Consider the following 18,610-nt stretch of genomic DNA (forward strand, 5'->3'; position numbering starts at 1 on the left):
TCCGGCGTGCGGTCGTCGTCGGCGCCGTGTTGTGTGCGGGTCCGGCCGGGTTCGGCCGGACCCGTGACGGCGGACTGTTCATGTCTGGTCGAGGAGGGCTTCGGGGGCGCGGTCGGGTGTGGCTTGTTCTTGTGAGTGAAGTCCGAAGGTGGTGAAGGCGGTTCGCTGAGGCAGGGGGTAGGGCTCTTTTCCGGTGAGGGAGTTGAGGATGGTGGCGCTGCGCCAGGCGGCGAGGCCGAGGTCGGGGGCGCCGACGCCGTGGGTGTGGAGTTCGGCGTTCTGGACGTAGACGGAGCCGGTGACGGGGGGGTTCAGGACGAGGCGGAACTGGTCGTCGATGCGGGGGCGTTGGCTGCGGTCGCGCTGTAGGTGGGGGTCGAGTCCGGCGAGGATGCGGCCGAGTGGGCGTTCGCGGTAGCCGGTGGCGAGGACGACGGCGTCGGTGGTGAGGTGGGAGCGGGTGCCCTGCTGGGTGTGTTCCAGGTGGAGTTGGATTCTGCCGGTGGCGGTGCGCCCGGCGGTGTGGACGCGGACGCCGGGGGTGAGGACGGTGTCGGGCCAGCCGCCGTGGAGGGTGCGCAGGTAGAGCTCGTCGTGGATGGCGGCGATGGTGTCCGCGTCGATGCCTTTGTGGAGTTGCCATTGGGCGGAGATGAGGCGGTCGCGCACCGGCTCGGCGAGGCTGTGGAAGTAGCGGGTGTAGTCGGGGGTGAAGTGCTCCAGGCCGAGTTTGGAGTACTCCATGGGGGCGAAGGCTTCGGTGCGGGCGAGCCAGTGGATCCTTTCCTGGCCTGCGGGGCGGTGGCGGAGCAGGTCGAGGAAGACCTCGGCGCCCGACTGGCCGGCACCGATGACGGTGATGTGGTCGGCGGCAAGGAGCGTCTCGCGGTGCCTGAGGTAGTTCGCGGCGTGGAGGACGGGCACGTCGGGGGCGTGGACGAGGGGTTGCAGTGGTTCGGGCACGCAGGGTTCGGTGCCGACGCCGAGGACGACGTTGCGTGCGTGGGCGCGACCGAGGGAGGTGGCCGTGCCGTCGATGTCGAGGTGGGTGAAGTCGACTTCGAAGAGGTCGCGCGTGGTGTCCCAGCGGACGGCGTCGACCTGGTGGCCGAAGTGGAGTCCGGGGAGGTTGTCCGCGACCCAGCGGCAGTAGGCGTCGTATTCGGCGCGTTGGATGTGGAAGCGCTCGGCGAAGTAGAAGGGGAAGAGGCGTTCGCGGGTCTTGAGGTAGTTGAGGAAGGACCAGGGGTTGGCGGGGTCTGCGAGGGTCACCAGGTCGGCGAGGAAGGGCACTTGGAGGGTGGCGCCGTCGATGAGGAGGCCGGGGTGCCAGTCGAAGCCGTGGCGTTGTTCGTAGAAGGCGGCGTCGAGTTCGGTGAGGGGTTGGGCGAGGGCGGCGAGGGAGAGGTTGAACGGGCCGATGCCGATGCCGACCAGGTCGCGGGGTGTTTCGGGTTCGTGCTGTGGGGGGTTGGTCATCGGGGTGTGCTTCCTTCTACCAGTTTCAGGAGGGCGGCCAGGTCGCCGGGCCGGGTGTGGGGGTTGAGGAGGGTGGCCTTGAGCCAGAGGCGGCCGTCGAGCCGGGCGCGGCCGAGGACGGCACGGCCGTCGTGCAGGAGGGTGCGGCGGACGGCGGCGACGGTGTCGTCGGGGACGTCGGCGGGCCGGAACAGGACGGTGCTGATGGTGGGCGGGGCGTGGAGTTCGAGGGCGGGGTGTGCCTGGATGAGGTCGGCGAGTTCGTGTGCGCGGGCGCAGACTTCGTCGACGAGGGTGCCGAGGCCGGTGCGGCCGAGGGTTTTGAGGGTGACGGCGATCTTGAGGATGTCGGGGCGTCGGGTGGTGCGCAGGGAGCGTCCGAGGAGGTCGGGGAAGCCGGCTGCGGTGTCGTCGGCGGCGCTCAGGTAGTCGGCGCGGTGTTCGAGGGCCCGCAGGTCGCGGGCGTCGTGGAGGGTGAGGAGGCCGGCGGCTACGGGCTGCCAGCCGAGTTTGTGCAGGTCGAGGGTGACGGTGTGGGCGCGGTCGAGGCCGGCGAGTTTGGTGCGGTGCTGGTCGCTGAAGAGGAGTCCGCCTCCGTAGGCGGCGTCGACGTGGAGGCGGGCGCCGTGGGTGGCGCAGACGTCGGCGAGGGCGGGCAGGGGGTCGATGAGCCCGGCGTCGGTGGTGCCGGCGGTGGCGGCGACGAGGACGGGTCCGGGCAGGGTGCTGAGGGTGTCGTCGAGGGCGGCGGGGTCGAGGGTGCCGTTCGGTGCGGGGATGGTGACGGGTTGGGGCAGGCCCAGGAGCCAGGCGGCGCGGGTCAGGGAGTGGTGCGAAGCGGATGAGCAGACGAGGCGGATGCTGCCGAGGGCTTCGCGGGCGAGGAGGAGGGCCAGCTGGTTGGATTCGCTGCCGCCGGTGGTGACGAGGGCGTCGGCTGCGCCGGCCTCTTGGGCGAGGGCCCGGGTGACGAGGGTCTCCAGTTCGGAGGCGGCCGGGGCTTGGTCCCAGGAGTCGAGGGAGGGGTTGAGGGTGGAGACGGCGAGGTCGGCGGCGGTGGCGACGGCCAGGGGTGGGCAGTGCAGATGGGCGGCGCACAGGGGGTCGGCGGGGTCGGCGGCGCCTTCGGCGAGGGCGCGCACGAGGGTTCGTACGGCGTCGGGGTCGCCTTCTTGTGGCAGTACGTCGCCGACGGCGGAACGCAGCCGTGCGGCGACCGTCTGCGGTCCGCCTGCGGGCAGCGGTCCGCCGCGTTCGCGTGCGCCTTCCGTCAGGGCGTCGAGGACCGTTGCGAGCAACGGGCGTAGTGCGTCGGGTCCTTCGGGTCCTGAGGCGAGGGGCGGCAGGCTCATGGGCTGGGTCCTCCGGGGCGCGTGGCGGGTTAACCAAGCCTGCATTCCGGGGAGTTCGGCCCGCCAGACGCGGACGCCGATCCGACCCGAAAGGAGGTACCGCCGTAAGGGGGACAGGTGGGGGCGCCAGGAGGGTGGGGGTGCGTTGCCGACCGGGCGCCCGGTGTGGGGCCGGGTGCCCGGTCGGTCGGGGTGCTATGCCTCGCGGATGCGCAACGCCCGTGCCAGGTCGTCGAGTTCGTCGATGAGCTTGCGGCGGAGGGCGGGGGTGGGGTCCGCCTCGCGCAGGCACTGTTCGCCGCGGCGCAGGGTGTCCGCGTGGATGGCGTAGCGGGGGAAGGCCAGGCGGCCCGCGGCGGTGGCGATGGCGGGGCCGCGGCGGGCGGCGAGGGCGGGTGCGTCGGTCCAGTAGCGGTCGACGTACTCCTCGACCAGGTCGGCCTGTTCGGGCTGCCAGAAGCCCTGCGCGGTGGCGGTGAACAGGTAGTTGGAGAGGTCGTCGTCGGTGAACATCGCCTCCCATGCGTGCCGCTTGCTCTGGGGGTCGGGCAGGGCGGCGCGGCAGCGGGCGGCGCCTTCCTGTCCGGTGGCGCTGGGGTCGCGGTCGAGTTCTTCGGCGATCGCCGTCTCGTCCACGGCGCCGAGGACGGCGAGGCGGCCGAGGATGCGCCAGCGCAGTTCGGGGTCGAGTTCGGGCCCGCCGGGGACGGTGCCGTCGGCGAGCCAGGCGGCGATGGTGTCGGGGTGGGCGGCGGCGTCGATCAGGTGGCGTACGGCGATCAGGCGCAGCCCGGGGTGGGAGCCGTCCTCGGTGCGGCGGATGAGGTCGCGGCACAGTGCGGTGAGGGTGGAGAGGGCGGTGGGCCGGTCGCTGGGGGCGTCTCCGTGCTCGTCGGGGGTCGAGAGCTTGAGGGGGGGCAGGTAGCGGTCGGCGACGTGGGTGGAGGCGAAGGTGAGGACGCCTCCGACGAGGGCGAGGTCGCTCTCGTGGGGCAGGTGGGTGCGGACGGTCTCCAGGTAGGTGGCGGCGGGCAGGTGGCCGTCGCGCGTGGCGTCGCGCAGGGCGTTCCACACGACGGCCCGGGTGAGGGGGTCGGGCAGTCCGGAGAGGGTGTGGCGGACGGTGTCGAAGGAGTCGGGGTCGAAGCGGATCTTGGCGTAGGTGAGGTCGCCGTCGTTGAGGAGCAGCAGGGCGGGGCGTTTACCGAGGGGGTGCGGTGTGGTCTGTGGGATGTCGAGGTCGATGCGTTCGCGCAGGGTGAGGTCGCCGTCGTCGGGGAGGTTGTGATCGTAGAGGCCGACGGTGAGGCGGTGGGGGCGGCTGCCGTCGTGGTCGACGGTGAGGGTGCAGGTGCCGTCGGCGGCCTGGGTGAGGTGGGGGGTGATGGTGTCGACGCCGCTGGTGCGCAGCCAGGAGTCGGCCCAGGCGTGTACGTCGCGTTCGGTGGCGCTGGCGAGGGAGTCGATGAAGTCGGCGAGGGTGGCGTTGCCGAAGCGGTGGCGGGCGAAGTGGGTGTTGATGCCAGCGAGGAAGTCCTTCTCGCCGAGCCAGGCCACCAGTTGTCGTAGTGCGGAGGCGCCCTTGGCGTAGGAGATGCCGTCGAAGTTGAGGAGCGCGGAGGCGGTGTCGTCGACCGTTTCGGGGGCGACGGGGTGGGTGGAGGGGCGCTGGTCGGCGTCGTATCCCCAGGATTTGCGGGCGACGGCGAAGTCGGTCCAGGTGTCGGTGAAGCGGGTGGCTTCGGTGAGGGTCTGGTAGCCCATGTACTCGGCGAAGGACTCGTTCAGCCAGATGTCGTCCCACCAGCGCAGGGTGACGAGGTCGCCGAACCACATGTGGGCCATCTCGTGGGCGATGACCATGGCGCGGGTCTGGCGCTGGGTGTCGGTGACGGCGGAGCGGTAGACGAACTCGTCGCGGAAGGTGACGAGGCCGGGGTTCTCCATGGCGCCCGCGTTGAACTCGGGTACGAACGCCTGGTCGTAGGAGTCGAAGGGGTAGGGCTCCTCGAACTTCTCGTGGTAGCGGTCGAAGCACTGGCGGGTGATCTCGAGGAGTTCGTCCACGTCGGCGTCGAGGTGGGGGGCCAGGGAGCGGCGGCAGTGGAGGCCGAAGGGCAGTCCGCGGTGTTCGGTGCGTACGGAGTGCCAGGGGCCGGCTGCTACGGCGACCAGGTAGGTGGAGATGAGGGGGGTCTCGGCGGCGCGCCAGACGCCGTCGCCCTGGTGGGTGGTGATGCCATTGGCGAGGACGCTCCAGCCTTCGGGGGCCGTGATGGTCAGGTCGAAGACGGCCTTGAGGTCGGGCTGGTCGAAGGCGGCGAAGACGCGCTGGACGTCCTCCATGAACAGTTGCGTGTAGACGTAGGTCTCGCCGTCGGTGGGGTCGGTGAAGCGGTGCATGCCCTCGCCGGTGCGCGAGTAGCGCATCCGTGCGTCGACGCGCAGTTCGTGCTCGCCCTCGGTGAGGCCCTTGAGCGGCAGCCGGTTCTCTTCCAGGGTGCCGGGGTCGAGGGGCTGTCCGTCCAGGGTGGCGGAGCGCAGCTCGGCGGGCTTCAGCTCGACGAAGGTGTCCGCGGCCGCTCGAGCCGTGAAGCGGATGACGGTGAGGGAGTCGAAGGTCTCCTCCCCGCGGGTCAGGTCGAGGGCGATCTCGTAGCGGTGGACGTCGAGGAGCCGGGCACGGGTCTGCGCATCGTCGCGCGTCAGTAGGGACATGAGGGACATGCTGCCTGATGCCGGTGACGGGGCACAGGGGCGGTTCGGTACGCGCTCTGTCGGTCTCTCACGCCGGAGCGCGTCGGTGTGCGTGGCCATTCGGAGGCGGGGGCTCGTGCGGTCCGCAAGGCGTGCCTGCGGGTGCGGTGGGGTGTCGTCGGTCGTTCCGGCGTCGGGCGCGGCGCACGGCCGGTCGCCGGTTGTCACTCCTCGGCGGTGGTGGGGCCTGTGGCGTCCTCGGCGATGCGCTCGTGGTGGCGGATGACCTCGGCGATGATGAAGTTGAGGAGTTTCTCCGCGAACGCTGGGTCGAGCTTGGCGCTCTCGGCGAGTCGGCGCAGCCGGGCGATCTGGGTGGCTTCACGGGCCGGGTCGGCGGGGGGAAGCTGGTGTGCGGCCTTGAGGTGGCCGACCTGCTGGGTGCATTTGAAGCGTTCGGCGAGCATGTGGACCAGGGCGGCGTCGATGTTGTCGATGCTGTCTCGCAGCCGGGCGAGTTCGGCGCGGACGGCCGGGTCGACGTCGGGGGTGGCGGTGTGGCGGCGGGTCATGGGCGCTCAGCCTAGGGTGTGTGCGGGTTCTCGATCGTCTTTGTCCGCAGTGCGGATCGCCCGCGGGTGGTGTTCGGATGGCCGTGGCGGCCTTGCGCCCGTGTCCACTCCGCCGTGGGGACCGAGCGCGCCTACAGTGGAATCACTGCTGGCGTCTTTGGGGGTGCGGACGTGGCGAACGGCGGACCGGTCGAGCACGGCTTTCCGCATCTGGACACGGTGCGGGCGGCGATCACCGCGCTGTACAGACGGCTCTCGTACGACACCGTGCAGACCTTCGCGACCAGCGTGCCTCCCGCCGATGTGGCCTTCTGTGACCAGGACGACCTGTATCTGGGTGCACAGCGCGTGGCGCGCGAGTTGGTGCGGCACTACCGGTTGCCGGATGCCCGGGTGATCGTCAGTTTCCGTGAGATGACCCATGCGGCGAATGTCGAACTCGCCGCGGGTCCCGAGTACTTCATCGAGCTGAACGATCGTTTCCGCACTCACCGGCGGGACATCGGCGCGGCCCTCGCGCACGAGGTGATGCACGTGTATCTGCACCGTCTCGGTCTGTCCTTCCCCGGGACGCGTGACAACGAGATCCTCACCGACACCGCGACGACGTACCTGGGCGCGGGCTGGCTGCTTCTGGATGCCTTCCGCGAGGACGGGGTGTCGTCGCAGAAGCTGGGCTATCTCACCCCGGAGGAGTTCGGTTACGTCCTTGCCAAGCGGGCCCTGGTCTTCGGTGAGGACCCGGCGGTCTGGTTCACCAGCCCGCAGGCGTACACGGCGTACACGAAGGGCCTGGCGCAGGCCCGCCGCGACGAGCAGCAGCCGCCGCTGACGGCGGCCGGCTGGGCGGGCCGCCGCCGCTACGCGAAGGATCGCCGCCATGCCCAGGAGAGCTCCTCCCTCGGCCCGTTTCCGGGGGTCCCCTACTCCTTCACATCGGCCGACCGCGGCCCGCTGCGGGTCTCCTTCCCGTGCCCGACCTGCCGGCAGCGGATCAGGGTGCCTGTGCGGGGGCGGGTGCGGGCGCGGTGCGGGCTGTGCCGGACGGTCCTGGAGTGCGATACGTGAGGAGCGACCCCGGCAGCAAGTCTTTCGTTCACCCGAACGAAAGACTTTGCTAGCCTGAAGGCATGAGCAGGAGCGACACGGACAGCAGGGACGCGGGAGAGGCCACGGACGACGAGCGGCGGGCCGACGCACTGCAGCGGCTCATGACCGTGGGACGGCAACACAGCGCCGTCACAGTGATGTTCCATTCGGCGATCGGAGCGCAGCAGGGCCTGAGCGCCACGGAGGAGAAGACCCTCGACTTCCTGGAGCGGCGCGGCCCGCTCACCGCGAAGGACATCGCGGAGCTGACCGGCCTGGCACCCGCGTCCGTCACCGGGCTCATCGACCGTATGGAGAACAAGGGCTTCGTCCACAGGGTCAAGCACCCCACGGACAAGCGGCGGGTGCTCGTCGAACTCGACCGGGAGAAGATCGGCGAACTCGCCGTGTTCTTCGAGGACTGGGCGCGCGATGTCGTCGACGCGTGCCAGGAGTTCAGCACGGAGGAGCTGGAGACCGTGACCCGGTTCCTGTCGGTGATGAGCGACCGGCAGCGCAAGGCCGCGGCCCGTCTGTCCGCATAGCCGGCGGGCAGAAGCCCCGGCAGCCGGCGCGCCACGCGCCGGGGTCCCCGCTCAGAGCCGTTCGATCACCGCCGCGTTCACCTGCCCGCCGCCCTCGCGCAAGCATGGAAGTCCGAAGCGGGCGCGTGCACGCCCACGCCGATCGATGCCGGCCGGCCAGGCGTGCGGGGCAATGCTCGTGGTGTGCGTGGCACTCAGTGGTGCTCGCCCTTGCTGGTGAGCGCGCGGTACTCCTCCGCCGTCGGCTTCGGGATGTGCGCCGAAGGTCCGTACATCGCCTTGGCGATCCTGGCGCGCAGCCTGCGCGCGGGGCCGACCTGCCGGGTGACGCCGTTCGCGTCGACGAGCGGCCCGATCTCGTACGGCGGTGTCTGTTCGTGCTGGGTGAGGGTGAACAACCGGTCCTGCGAGAGGGGTTCGTGGACCTCGACGTACTCGCCGTGCGGCAGCCGTTTGACGATGCCGGTCTCCCGTCCGTGCAGCACCTTGTCGTGGTCGCGGCGCTGAAGCCCGAGGCAGATCCGTTTCGTGACGATGAACGCCACGGTCGGTGCGACGAAGAAAGCGATGCGCACGAACCAGGTGATCGCGTTGATGGAGAGATGGAAGTGGGTGGCCCATATGTCGTTGCCACCGCCCACCAGCAGCACCCCGTACAGCGTGAGCCAGGCCACGCCGAGGGCGGTGCGCACCGGCACGTTGCGCGGCCGGTCCAGGATGTGGTGCTCGCGCCGGTCGCCGGTCACCCATGCCTCGATGAAGGGGTAGACGCCGATGGCCACCATGATGAGCGGGAAGAGTGTGAAGGGGATGAAGACGCCCAGGTTCAGGGTGTGGCCCCAGGCGTTGATCTCCCATCCCGGCATCACCCGGATCAGGCCTTCGGAGAAGCCGAGGTACCAGTCGGGCTGGGCGCCCGTGGTGACCAGGTCGGGCCGGTAGGGCCCGAAGCCCCACACGGGGTTGATGGTGGCGATCCCGCCCACGAGCGCCAGCACGCCGAAGACGAGGAAGAAGAACCCGCCGGCCTTCGCCATGTAGACGGGCATGAACGGCATGCCCACCACGCTCTTCTCGTCCCGTCCCGGGCCGGGGTACTGGGTGTGCTTGTGGTAGAAGACCAGGATCAGATGGGCGACGACCAGTCCCAGCATGATCCCCGGCAGCAGCAGCACATGGATCGGGAAGAACCGCGGGATGATGTCGTGACCCGGGAACTCGCCGCCGAAGAGGAAGAAGGCGATGTACGTTCCCACGACCGGCACGGACAGGATGGCGCCCTGCGCGAAGCGAACGCCGGTACCGGAGAGCAGGTCGTCGGGGAGCGAGTAGCCGGTCAGACCGGTGATGAAGGCGAGAAACAGCAGGGTCCAGCCGAACAGCCAGTTCACCTCGCGGGGCTTGCGGAAGGCGCCGGTGAAGAACACCCGCATCATGTGGACGAGCATCCCGGCGACGAAGACGAGGGCCGCCCAGTGGTGGATCTGCCGGATCAGCAGCCCGCCGCGCACGTCGAAGCTGATGTGCAGCGTCGACTCGTACGCCCGTGTCATGATCACGCCGTTGAGCGGGCCGTACGAACCGTGGTAGACGACCTCGGCGCTGCTCGGCTCGAAGAAGAGCGTGAGGTAGATGCCGGTGAGGATCAGGACGAGGAAGCTGTAGAGGCAGACTTCGCCCAGCATGAAGGACCAGTGATCCGGAAACACCTTGCGCATCAGGCCCTTGGCGACGGTGTTCGTCCCGAGCCGCCCGTCGGCCCAGTCGGCGAGCCGCTCCCCCTTGCTCGCCTGCCCGCGTCGTGAACTCCCTTCTGCCGCCGACCCGTTCACCGTTCGTACGCCATCCATGGAACGCCTCCCCCACGCTTCACAACAGGGTGACACGTCAAGCGGTTCCGACCAAGGGCACCGACGGCAAGATCCGGTCGGCCTTGCGGGAACTCGCCCACCGGCGGTCGTACCGCTCGGCGCCGCAGTTCCGTGCTTGCCGTTCGGATCCCCGACCTCCGTACACCGCCGGAACACGTGCGGCGGCGCCTGCCCGGTCGTCCGGTCGGGAACTGGTGGGCAGGCGCCGCCTGTTGGGGGTCTGGGGGAAAGCCCCGGATATCCCGCCCGTACGCCGTTGTACGGGACGTCGAGGTGGTGGGTCAGACCATGAGCGCGCGGTCCGTCGGGCGGATCGGGGCCGGCAGGTCGCTGGCGCCGGTGAGGAAGCGGTCGACGCCGCGCGCCGCCGAGCGGCCCTCGGCGATGGCCCACACGATGAGGGACTGGCCGCGGCCGGCGTCGCCCGCCACGAACACCCCCGGAACGTTCGTCTGGAAGTCGGCGTCGCGCGCGATGTTGCCACGCTCGTCCAGCTCCAGGCCGAACTGCTCTACCAAGCCGTTGTGCTGGTCCGTGCCCGTGAAGCCCATCGCCAGCGTGACAAGCTGGGCCGGGATCTTCCGCCCGGTGCCCGGCTTCTGTGTCAGCTTGCCGTCCACGAACTCGACTTCGGCCAGGTGCAGCCACTGCACGTTGCCGTCCGCGTCGCCCTCGAAGTGGGTCGTGGACGCCGAGTAGATCCGCTCACCGCCCTCCTCGTGGGCCGAGGTGACCTTGTAGAGGACGGGGAAGGTCGGCCACGGCTGGTCGACCGGGTGCCGCTCGTCGTTGGGGCGGGGCATGATCTCCAGCTGTGTGACGGAGGCCGCGCCCTGGCGGTGCGCCGTGCCCACGCAGTCCGCGCCCGTGTCACCGCCGCCGATCACGACGACGTGCTTGCCCTCGGCCGAGATCGGCGAGGTGATGTAGTCGCCCTCCTGGACCTTGTTGGACAACGGCAGGTACTCCATGGCCTGGTACACGCCCTTGAGTTCGCGGCCGGGGACCGGGAGGTCACGGGAGGTCGTCGAGCCCGCCGCGATCACCACCGCGTCGTACCGCTTGCGCAGATCCGTCGCCTTGAGATCGCGGCCGATCTCGACGCCCGTACGAAAGCGGGTACCCTCCGCGCGCATCTGCTCGATACGGCGGTTGACGTGCCGCTTCTCCATCTTGAACTCGGGGATGCCGTAGCGGAGCAGGCCGCCGACGCGGTCCGCGCGCTCGTACACCGCGACCGTGTGGCCGGCCCTGGTCAGCTGCTGGGCGGCGGCCAGGCCGGCCGGGCCCGAACCGATGACCGCGACCGTCTTGCCCGACAGGCGCTCGGGGGCCCGCGGCTTCACGGCACCGCCCTCCCACGCCTTGTCGATGATCGAGACCTCGACGTTCTTGATGGTGACCGGCTGCCGGCTGATGCCGAGCACGCACGCCGACTCACACGGAGCCGGGCACAACCGTCCCGTGAACTCAGGAAAGTTGTTCGTGGCGTGCAGCCGTTCCGATGCGGCGGCCCAGTCCTCGCGGTAGGCGTAGTCGTTCCACTCGGGGATCAGGTTCCCGAGCGGACAGCCGTTGTGGCAGAACGGGATGCCACAGTCCATGCACCGGCCGGCCTGCTTGTCGATGATCGGCAACAGCGAACCGGGGACGTGGACCTCTTTCCAGTCCTTGACACGTTCGCCCACCGGACGCGAAGTTGCGACCTCGCGCCCGTGCGTCAGGAAGCCCTTGGGATCAGCCATGGGTCGCCGCCTCCATCATCTTCTCGGTGATCTCGGTCTCGGAGAGACCGGCTCGCTCGGCGGCGTCCTTGGCGGCGAGCACTGCCTTGTACGTACTGGGAATGATCTTGCTGAAGCGGTCCACGGAGACGGACCACTCGGCGAGGAGCTTCTCGGCGACCGTGGAGCCTGTCTCGTCGGCGTGGCGGCGCACCACGTCGTGCAGCCACTGCTTGTCGGTGTCGTCCAGGGCCTCGACGGAGCCGTGGTTGCCGGCGTTGACGTTGTCGCGGTTCAGGTCGATGACGTAGGCGATGCCGCCCGACATACCGGCCGCGAAGTTACGGCCCGTCTCGCCGAGGACTACCGCGTGCCCGCCGGTCATGTACTCGCAGCCGTGGTCGCCCACGCCCTCCGCCACGACCAGCGCGCCGGAGTTGCGGACACAGAACCGCTCGCCCGTACGACCGCGCAGGAACAGCTCGCCGCCGGTCGCGCCGTAGGCGATGGTGTTGCCCGCGATCGTCGAGTACTCGGCGAGGTGCTCGGCGCCGCGGTCCGGACGGACCACGACCCGGCCGCCGGACAGGCCCTTGGCGACATAGTCGTTGGCGTCGCCCTCCAGGCGCAGCGTGATGCCGCGTGGCAGGAACGCGCCGAAGGACTGGCCCGCCGAGCCCGTGAAGGTGATGTCGATCGTGTCGTCGGGCAGGCCCGCGCCGCCGAACTTCTTCGTCACCTCGTGGCCGAGCATGGTGCCGACCGTCCGGTTGATGTTGCGGATCGGGACCTGGGCGCGCACCGGCTGGGCCTCGGCCTGGGAGCCGGCGGCCAGGGCGTCGGCGGCGAGCTTGATCAGCTCGTTGTCGAGCGCCTTCTGCAGGCTGTGGTCCTGGGCGACGGCCTGGTGGCGCACCGCGCCCTCGGGCAGCTCGGGCACATGGAACAGCGGATCCAGGTCCAGGCCCTGCGCCTTCCAGTGGTCGACAGCCCGCGTCACGTCGAGGGCCTCGGCGTGCCCGACGGCCTCCTCGACGGAGCGGAAGCCCAGCTCGGCCAGCAGTTCGCGGACCTCCTCGGCGATGAACTCGAAGAAGTTCACGATGTGATCGGCCTTGCCGGTGAAGCGCTCGCGCAGCACCGGGTTCTGCGTGGCGATGCCGACCGGGCAGGTGTCCAGGTGGCAGACGCGCATCATGACGCAGCCGGAGACGACGAGCGGGGCGGTCGCGAAACCGAACTCCTCGGCGCCGAGCAGCGCGGCGACCACCACGTCACGGCCGGTCTTCAGCTGGCCGTCGGTCTGCACGACGATGCGGTCGCGCAGCCCGTTGAGCAGCAGCGTCTGCTGGGTCTCGGCGAGGCCGAGCTCCCAGGGGCCTCCGGCGTGCTTCAGCGACGTCAGCGGGGAGGCACCGGTGCCGCCGTCGTGACCGGAGATCAGCACGACGTCGGCGTGCGCCTTGGAGACACCCGCGGCCACCGTGCCGACACCGACCTCCGACACCAGCTTCACGTGGATGCGTGCCGCCGGATTGGCGTTCTTGAGGTCGTGGATCAGCTGGGCCAGGTCCTCGATGGAGTAGATGTCGTGGTGCGGCGGCGGGGAGATGAGCCCCACGCCCGGCGTCGAGTGCCGGGTCCTGGCCACCCACGGGTAGACCTTCTGGCCGGGCAGCTGGCCGCCCTCGCCCGGCTTGGCGCCCTGGGCCATCTTGATCTGGATGTCGTCCGCGTTGACCAGGTACTCGGAGGTCACCCCGAAGCGGCCGGAGGCCACCTGCTTGATCGCCGAGCGGCGTGCCGGGTCGTACAGGCGCTCCGGGTCCTCGCCGCCCTCGCCGGTGTTGGACTTTGCGCCCAGTCGGTTCATGGCGATGGCGAGCGTCTCGTGCGCCTCCTTGGAGATGGAGCCGTACGACATGGCGCCCGTGGAGAAGCGCTTGACGATCTCGGATGCGGGCTCTACCTCGTCGAGGGAGACCGGCTCGCGGCCGGTCGCGAAGCCGAACAGGCCGCGCAGTGTCATCAGACGCTCGGACTGCTCGTTCACCCGGGACGTGTACATCTTGAAGATGTCGTAGCGGCCGGTACGCGTGGCGTGCTGAAGGCGGAAGACCGTCTCCGGGTCGAACAGGTGTGGCTCCCCCTCGCGGCGCCACTGGTACTCGCCTCCGATCTCCAGCGCGCGGTGGGCGGGAGCGATGCCGGAGGCAGGGTACGCCTTGGTGTGGCGGGCGGCGACCTCCTGGGCGATGACGTCGATGCCGACGCCGCCGATCTTGGTGGCCGTGCCGTCGAAGTACTTCTCGACGAAGGTCTCGTCCAGGCCGACGGCCTCGAAGACCTGAGCCCCGCGGTAGGAGGCGACGGTCGAGATGCCCATCTTGGACATGACCTTCAGGACGCCCTTGCCGAGGGCGTGGATCAGGTTGCGGATGGCCTTCTCGGGCTCGATGCCCGGCAGGAACGTTCCCGCGCGGACCAGGTCCTCGACGGACTCCATCGCCAGGTACGGGTTGACGGCGGCGGCGCCGTAGCCGATGAGCAGGGCGACGTGGTGGACCTCCCGGACGTCGCCGGCCTCGACCAGCAGGCCCACCTGGGTGCGCTGCTTGGTGCGAATGAGGTGGTGGTGGACGGCCGCGGTGAGCAGCAGCGACGGGATCGGCGCGTGCTCGGCGTCCGAGTGGCGGTCCGAGAGGACGATCAGGCGGGCGCCGTTCTCGATCGCGGCGTCGGCCTCCGCGCAGATTTCCTCGATGCGCGCGGCGAGCGCGTCGCCTCCGCCCGAGGCCCGGTAGAGACCGGAGAGCGTCGCGGCCTTCATGCCGGGCATGTCGCCGTCGGCGTTGATGTGGATCAGCTTGGCCAGCTCGTCGTTGTCGATGACCGGGAAGGGCAGCACGACGCTGCGGCAGGACGCGGCGGTCGGCTCCAGCAGGTTGCCCTGCGGGCCCAGCGACGAGCGCAGGGAGGTGACCAGCTCCTCGCGGATCGCGTCCAGCGGCGGGTTGGTGACCTGCGCGAACAGTTGGGTGAAGTAGTCGAAGAGCAGGCGCGGACGCGTCGACAGCGCGGCGATCGGCGAGTCCGTGCCCATGGACCCGATCGGCTCGGCACCGGTCTTGGCCATCGGCGCGAGGATGACGCGTAGTTCCTCCTCGGTGTAGCCGAAGGTCTGCTGGCGGCGGGTGACCGAGGCATGGGTGTGGACGATGTGCTCGCGCTCGGGCAGGTCGCCCAGCTCGATCTCGCCGGCCTGGAGCCACTCCTGGTACGGCTGCTGCGCAGCAAGGGTCGCCTTGATCTCGTCGTCCTCGATGATGCGGTGCTCGGCGGTGTCGACGAGGAACATACGGCCGGGCTGGAGCCGGCCCTTGCGGACCACCCGGGACGGCTCGATGTCGAGGACCCCGACCTCGGAGCCGAGGACGACCAGTCCGTCGTCGGTGACCCAGTAGCGGCCGGGACGCAGACCGTTGCGGTCCAGCACGGCACCGACCTGGGTGCCGTCGGTGAAGGTGACGCAGGCCGGGCCGTCCCAGGGCTCCATCATCGTGGAGTGGTACTGGTAGAACGCGCGCCGGGCCGGATCCATGGAGGCATGGTTCTCCCACGCCTCCGGGATCATCATCAGCACGGAGTGCGGCAGGGAGCGGCCGCCGAGGTGCAGGAGCTCGAGCACCTCGTCGAAGGAGGCCGAGTCGGAGGCCTCGGGCGTGCAGATCGGGAAGAGCCGCTCCAGCTTCTCCCGGGGGCCGCTGGGTGCATGGTCGGCCCCGAACTTGTCGGAGAGCAGCTGCGACTCGCGGGCGCGCATCCAGTTGCGATTGCCCTTGACCGTGTTGATCTCGCCGTTGTGCGCGACGAAGCGGTACGGGTGGGCGAGTGGCCAGCTCGGGAAGGTGTTCGTGGAGAAGCGCGAGTGAACCAGCGCGACGGCGGTGGCGAAGCGGCGGTCGGACAGGTCCGGGAAGAAGGGCTCCAGCTGGCCGGTGGTGAGCATGCCCTTGTAGACGATCGTGCGGGCGGACAGCGACGGGAAGTACACGCCGGCCTCGCGCTCGGCGCGCTTACGCAGCACGAACGCCTTGCGGTCGAGGTCGATGCCCTTGCTCGCGCCTGCCCCGGACTCCGTCACGAAGAGCTGACGGAAGGCGGGCATCGTCGAGCGGGCGGTCGCGCCGAGCAGCTCGGGGGCGACCGGGACCTCGCGCCAGCCGAGGACGGTCAGGCCCTCGTCCGCGGCGATCGCCTCGATGCGCGAGACGACCTCGGTGATGCCGACCTCGGGCAGGAAGGCGATGCCGACCGCGTAGGCACCCGCTTCGGGCAGTTCGAACCCGGCGACCTCGCGGAAGAAGGCGTCGGGAATCTGGGAGAGGATGCCGGCGCCGTCCCCCGAGTCGGGCTCGGAGCCGGTGGCGCCGCGGTGCTCCAGGTTGCGCAGTACCGTGAGCGCCTGTTCGACCAGCGTATGGCTCGCCTCACCGGTGAGGGTGGCTACGAAGCCGACGCCGCAGGCGTCGTGCTCGTTGCTGGGGTCGTACATACCCTGCGCAGCAGGGCGAGCATCCATGAACGGCCAGTTCTGGCCTTTCGCGGAGTGCTGGGACGGCTGGCGCGGCGTACGCATCGGCTCTCCCGTCGTCGTCGTGGCATGTTCAAGTGCCGAGGGACGACGTTGGCCCTCTGCGTGGAGTGCAACATTCCGTGCAGTCACATGATGGGGTGCTTTGCCGGGAACGGGATAGTTCCTTCCAACATGCGGACATCACCGAGGTGTGAATGCGGATGGTTCCCCGCACGGCGATGGATTCAAGGGGGGCGCAAGCGGACAGATCATGTCCGTCGGCCCGGGCGCGGCAGGCATCGTCGCCCGCCGCGATGTCTGCGGAAACAGGCGTCATTGCCCGCGGCGCTTACGGGTCATGCCCGGTGGCTGACCAGTCGAAACCGCCGAGTAACACCTACTTGCGCGGCCCCTTGCGCAAAGCCGTGCGCGTCACCCCAGGGCTGCACCGAACAGGCCGCCCAGAACATACGTCAAGCCCGCCGCGGCACCGCCCAGCGCGAGCTGCCGCAGCCCGCTGTACCACCAGGACCGAGCGGTCACCTTGGCCACCACCGCGCCGCACCCGAAGAGCCCGGCGAGGGCGAGCAGCACGGCGGGCCACAAGGCGTGGGCGCCGAGCAGATACGGCAGGACGGGCATGAGGGCGCCGAGCGCGAAGGACCCGAAGCTGGAGACGGCGGCGACCATCGGGGAGGGCAGGTCGGCCGGGTCGACGCCGAGTTCCTCGCGCGCGTGGATCTCCAGGGCCTGCTCGGGGTCACGGGAGAGTTGCCTGGCGACTTCGCGGGCCAGGCCGGGCTCGACCCCCCGCGCTTCGTAGAGCGCCGCCAGCTCTTCTTCCTCGCCCTCCGGGTGCTTTCTCAGCTCCCGCCGCTCCACGTCGAGTTCGGCCTCGACCAGTTCACGCTGCGAGGCGACGGAGGTGTACTCGCCGGCAGCCATGGAGAAGGCGCCCGCGGCCAGGCCTGCCAGCCCGGTGACGATGATGGTCTTCTGACCGACGGATCCGCCGGCGACACCCGTCATCAAAGCCAGGTTGGACACGAGCCCGTCCATCGCACCGAAGACGGCCGGGCGCAGCCAGCCGCCGTTGACGTCTCGGTGGGTGTGGTTGTTCCGGTGCGCTTCGTGCAGCGTCGCCTTGGTCTCGATGATGGCCATGCCCCGGACCCCCAGAATAGCTTGATTGGACTGTTTCCATTTTTCGACAACTCTGAAAGTACGCCGGAAAATGCCTCCCCGCCAGCAAGGAGAGGCTGGGCTAACCTGCGCTTTTACCGTCGCGCGCACTTGTGGGGGCACCTGGTGTCGCGGCATTCATGGTGTCGAAGGCTGAGATGCTGCGGCTGGCCGGGGCTCGGCCGCAGGACGGCCGGGAGCCGTCGGCGTTCGCGGAGAGGCGCCTGACAGCACAATGGCCGGTAGCTGTCGCTGAGGTACCGCGACAGCTACCGGCTCGGCCACCGATGGTCCAGCCCGGCGTTTCCGGGCTGCGCTCAGCCCTTCTTCGCCGACTCGGCCCCGTCCTCCGAAGCCACGACGTCCTCCGTCGCCTCGGCGACCACGGAAGCCTCGGCGTCCTTGGAGTCCTTGGAGTCCCCGGAGGCTTTGGGGTCCTCCTTGGCCTCCAGGCCGGCCGGCTTCTCGTCCTCCGGCCCCTCGTCGGCCGTGGAGCCACCTGCGGCCTCGGCGGCGCCGTCGGCAGCACCCGTCGGCTCCACGACTTCCTCACGTCCCGGCCGCAGCCGCGACGACACCACGATGTAGACCACCGCGAGCAGGAACACGAAAACCGCGGTCCAGACGTTCAGCCGCACACCCAGGATGTGGTGCGCATCGTCGACCCGCATGTACTCGATCCAGCCACGGCCCGCGCAGTACGCGGCGACGTACAGCGCGAACGCCCGTCCATGGCCGAGCCGGAAGCGGCGGTCCGCCCAGATCACCAGGAGTCCGACCCCGATGCACCACAGCGACTCGTACAGGAAGGTCGGGTGGTAGTAACCGGGCACCCGCCCGTCCGCCGCCGACGTGATGTGCAGCGCCCAGGGCAGATCCGTCGGCCGCCCGTACAGCTCCTGGTTGAACCAGTTCCCCCAGCGCCCGATCGCCTGTGCGAACACGATGCCGGGTGCGAGGGCGTCGGCGTACGCGGGCAGCGGGATGCCCCGGCGCCGGCAGCCGATCCACGCGCCGAGCGCCCCGAGCGCGATAGCGCCCCAGATGCCGAGCCCGCCCTGCCAGACCTTGAAGGCGTCCACCCAGTCACGGCCGTCGCTGAAGTACAGCTCGTAGTCCGTGATCACGTGGTAAAGCCGGCCGCCGACGAGGCCGAAGGGCACGGCCCAGACCGCGATGTCGGCCACCGTGCCAGGCCGCCCGCCCCGGGCGATCCAGCGCTTGTTGCCGAGCCACACGGCTACGAAGACACCGATGATGATGCAGAACGCGTAGCCGCGCAGCGGAATGGGGCCGAGGTGCAGCACTCCGCGCGACGGGCTGGGGATGTAGGCAAGTTCCATGGCAGGACCGACGCTACCGTGCCGGACAGGCACCATGGCAACCCACCGGGCTACGGCTCCATAACGTACGACGCCCCCAGCGCACCTTGAGTTCTAGTGGTCGTCGCAACACCCCAGCTCAAGGGGTGCGATGGAGTTCGAGATCCGCAAGGACAGACGCGGCGGGGGCGGTCGTCGGCT

General features: G+C 69.9%; 11 protein-coding genes. 2 read left to right on the top strand and 9 right to left on the bottom strand.

Translation table 11 applies throughout. The features are described 5' to 3' along the window. Nucleotides 1-78: 78 nt before the first annotated feature. From ACWDEX_RS15470 to ACWDEX_RS15485, 4 genes are all read right to left on the bottom strand, one after another. Entirely contained in the window at nt 79-1,479 is a 1,401-nt protein-coding gene (locus ACWDEX_RS15470; protein ID WP_450463846.1) for a lysine N(6)-hydroxylase/L-ornithine N(5)-oxygenase family protein, read from the bottom strand. Further along, on the bottom strand, nt 1,476-2,831 hold the full coding sequence (locus tag ACWDEX_RS15475) for a pyridoxal phosphate-dependent decarboxylase family protein (RefSeq protein WP_450463847.1): 1,356 nt from the start codon (nt 2,829-2,831) through the stop codon (nt 1,476-1,478). The genes ACWDEX_RS15470 and ACWDEX_RS15475 overlap by 4 nt, the downstream gene beginning before the upstream one ends. Before the next feature lie 195 nt (nt 2,832-3,026). Further along, nucleotides 3,027-5,558: an aminopeptidase N gene (gene pepN, locus ACWDEX_RS15480; RefSeq protein WP_450463848.1), complete on the bottom strand. Its 2,532-nt coding sequence runs from the start codon at nt 5,556-5,558 to the stop codon at nt 3,027-3,029. A 194-nt stretch (nt 5,559-5,752) separates the two neighbouring features. After that, nucleotides 5,753-6,100 (bottom strand): chorismate mutase, encoded by a 348-nt coding sequence (locus tag ACWDEX_RS15485; RefSeq protein WP_450463849.1) that lies wholly within the window; start codon nt 6,098-6,100, stop codon nt 5,753-5,755. Between the two features lie 171 nt (nt 6,101-6,271). Here ACWDEX_RS15485 and ACWDEX_RS15490 point away from each other — a divergent pair, with 171 nt between their 5' ends. Both ACWDEX_RS15490 and ACWDEX_RS15495 read left to right on the top strand, forming a co-directional pair. Further along, entirely contained in the window at nt 6,272-7,168 is an 897-nt protein-coding gene (locus ACWDEX_RS15490; protein WP_450463850.1) for a hypothetical protein, read from the top strand. Between the two features lie 62 nt (nt 7,169-7,230). Further along, nucleotides 7,231-7,734 carry a MarR family winged helix-turn-helix transcriptional regulator gene (locus ACWDEX_RS15495; protein ID WP_450463851.1) on the top strand — a complete coding sequence of 168 codons (504 nt, stop codon included), beginning with the start codon at nt 7,231-7,233 and terminating at the stop codon, nt 7,732-7,734. Nucleotides 7,735-7,928: 194 nt separating this feature from the next. On the opposite strand, the gene qcrB is transcribed toward ACWDEX_RS15495, so the two are convergent. From qcrB to lgt, 5 genes are all read right to left on the bottom strand, one after another. After that, entirely contained in the window at nt 7,929-9,584 is a 1,656-nt protein-coding gene (gene qcrB, locus ACWDEX_RS15500; RefSeq protein WP_450463852.1) for a cytochrome bc1 complex cytochrome b subunit, read from the bottom strand. Between the two features lie 302 nt (nt 9,585-9,886). Next, nucleotides 9,887-11,350 (bottom strand): glutamate synthase subunit beta, encoded by a 1,464-nt coding sequence (locus ACWDEX_RS15505; RefSeq protein ID WP_450463854.1) that lies wholly within the window; start codon nt 11,348-11,350, stop codon nt 9,887-9,889. Then, nucleotides 11,343-15,968 carry a glutamate synthase large subunit gene (gltB, locus tag ACWDEX_RS15510; protein ID WP_450463855.1) on the bottom strand — a complete coding sequence of 1,542 codons (4,626 nt, stop codon included), beginning with the start codon at nt 15,966-15,968 and terminating at the stop codon, nt 11,343-11,345. Before gltB ends, ACWDEX_RS15505 begins: the two co-directional genes overlap by 8 nt. Before the next feature lie 369 nt (nt 15,969-16,337). After that, nucleotides 16,338-17,069: a VIT1/CCC1 transporter family protein gene (locus ACWDEX_RS15515; protein ID WP_450463856.1), complete on the bottom strand. Its 732-nt coding sequence runs from the start codon at nt 17,067-17,069 to the stop codon at nt 16,338-16,340. Nucleotides 17,070-17,404: 335 nt separating this feature from the next. After that, nucleotides 17,405-18,430, bottom strand: a complete 1,026-nt coding sequence (gene lgt, locus ACWDEX_RS15520; protein ID WP_450463857.1) for a prolipoprotein diacylglyceryl transferase — start codon at nt 18,428-18,430, stop codon at nt 17,405-17,407. Between the last annotated feature and the right edge of the window lie 180 nt (nt 18,431-18,610).

This window comes from Streptomyces sp. NPDC001020 (genome assembly GCF_053599115.1).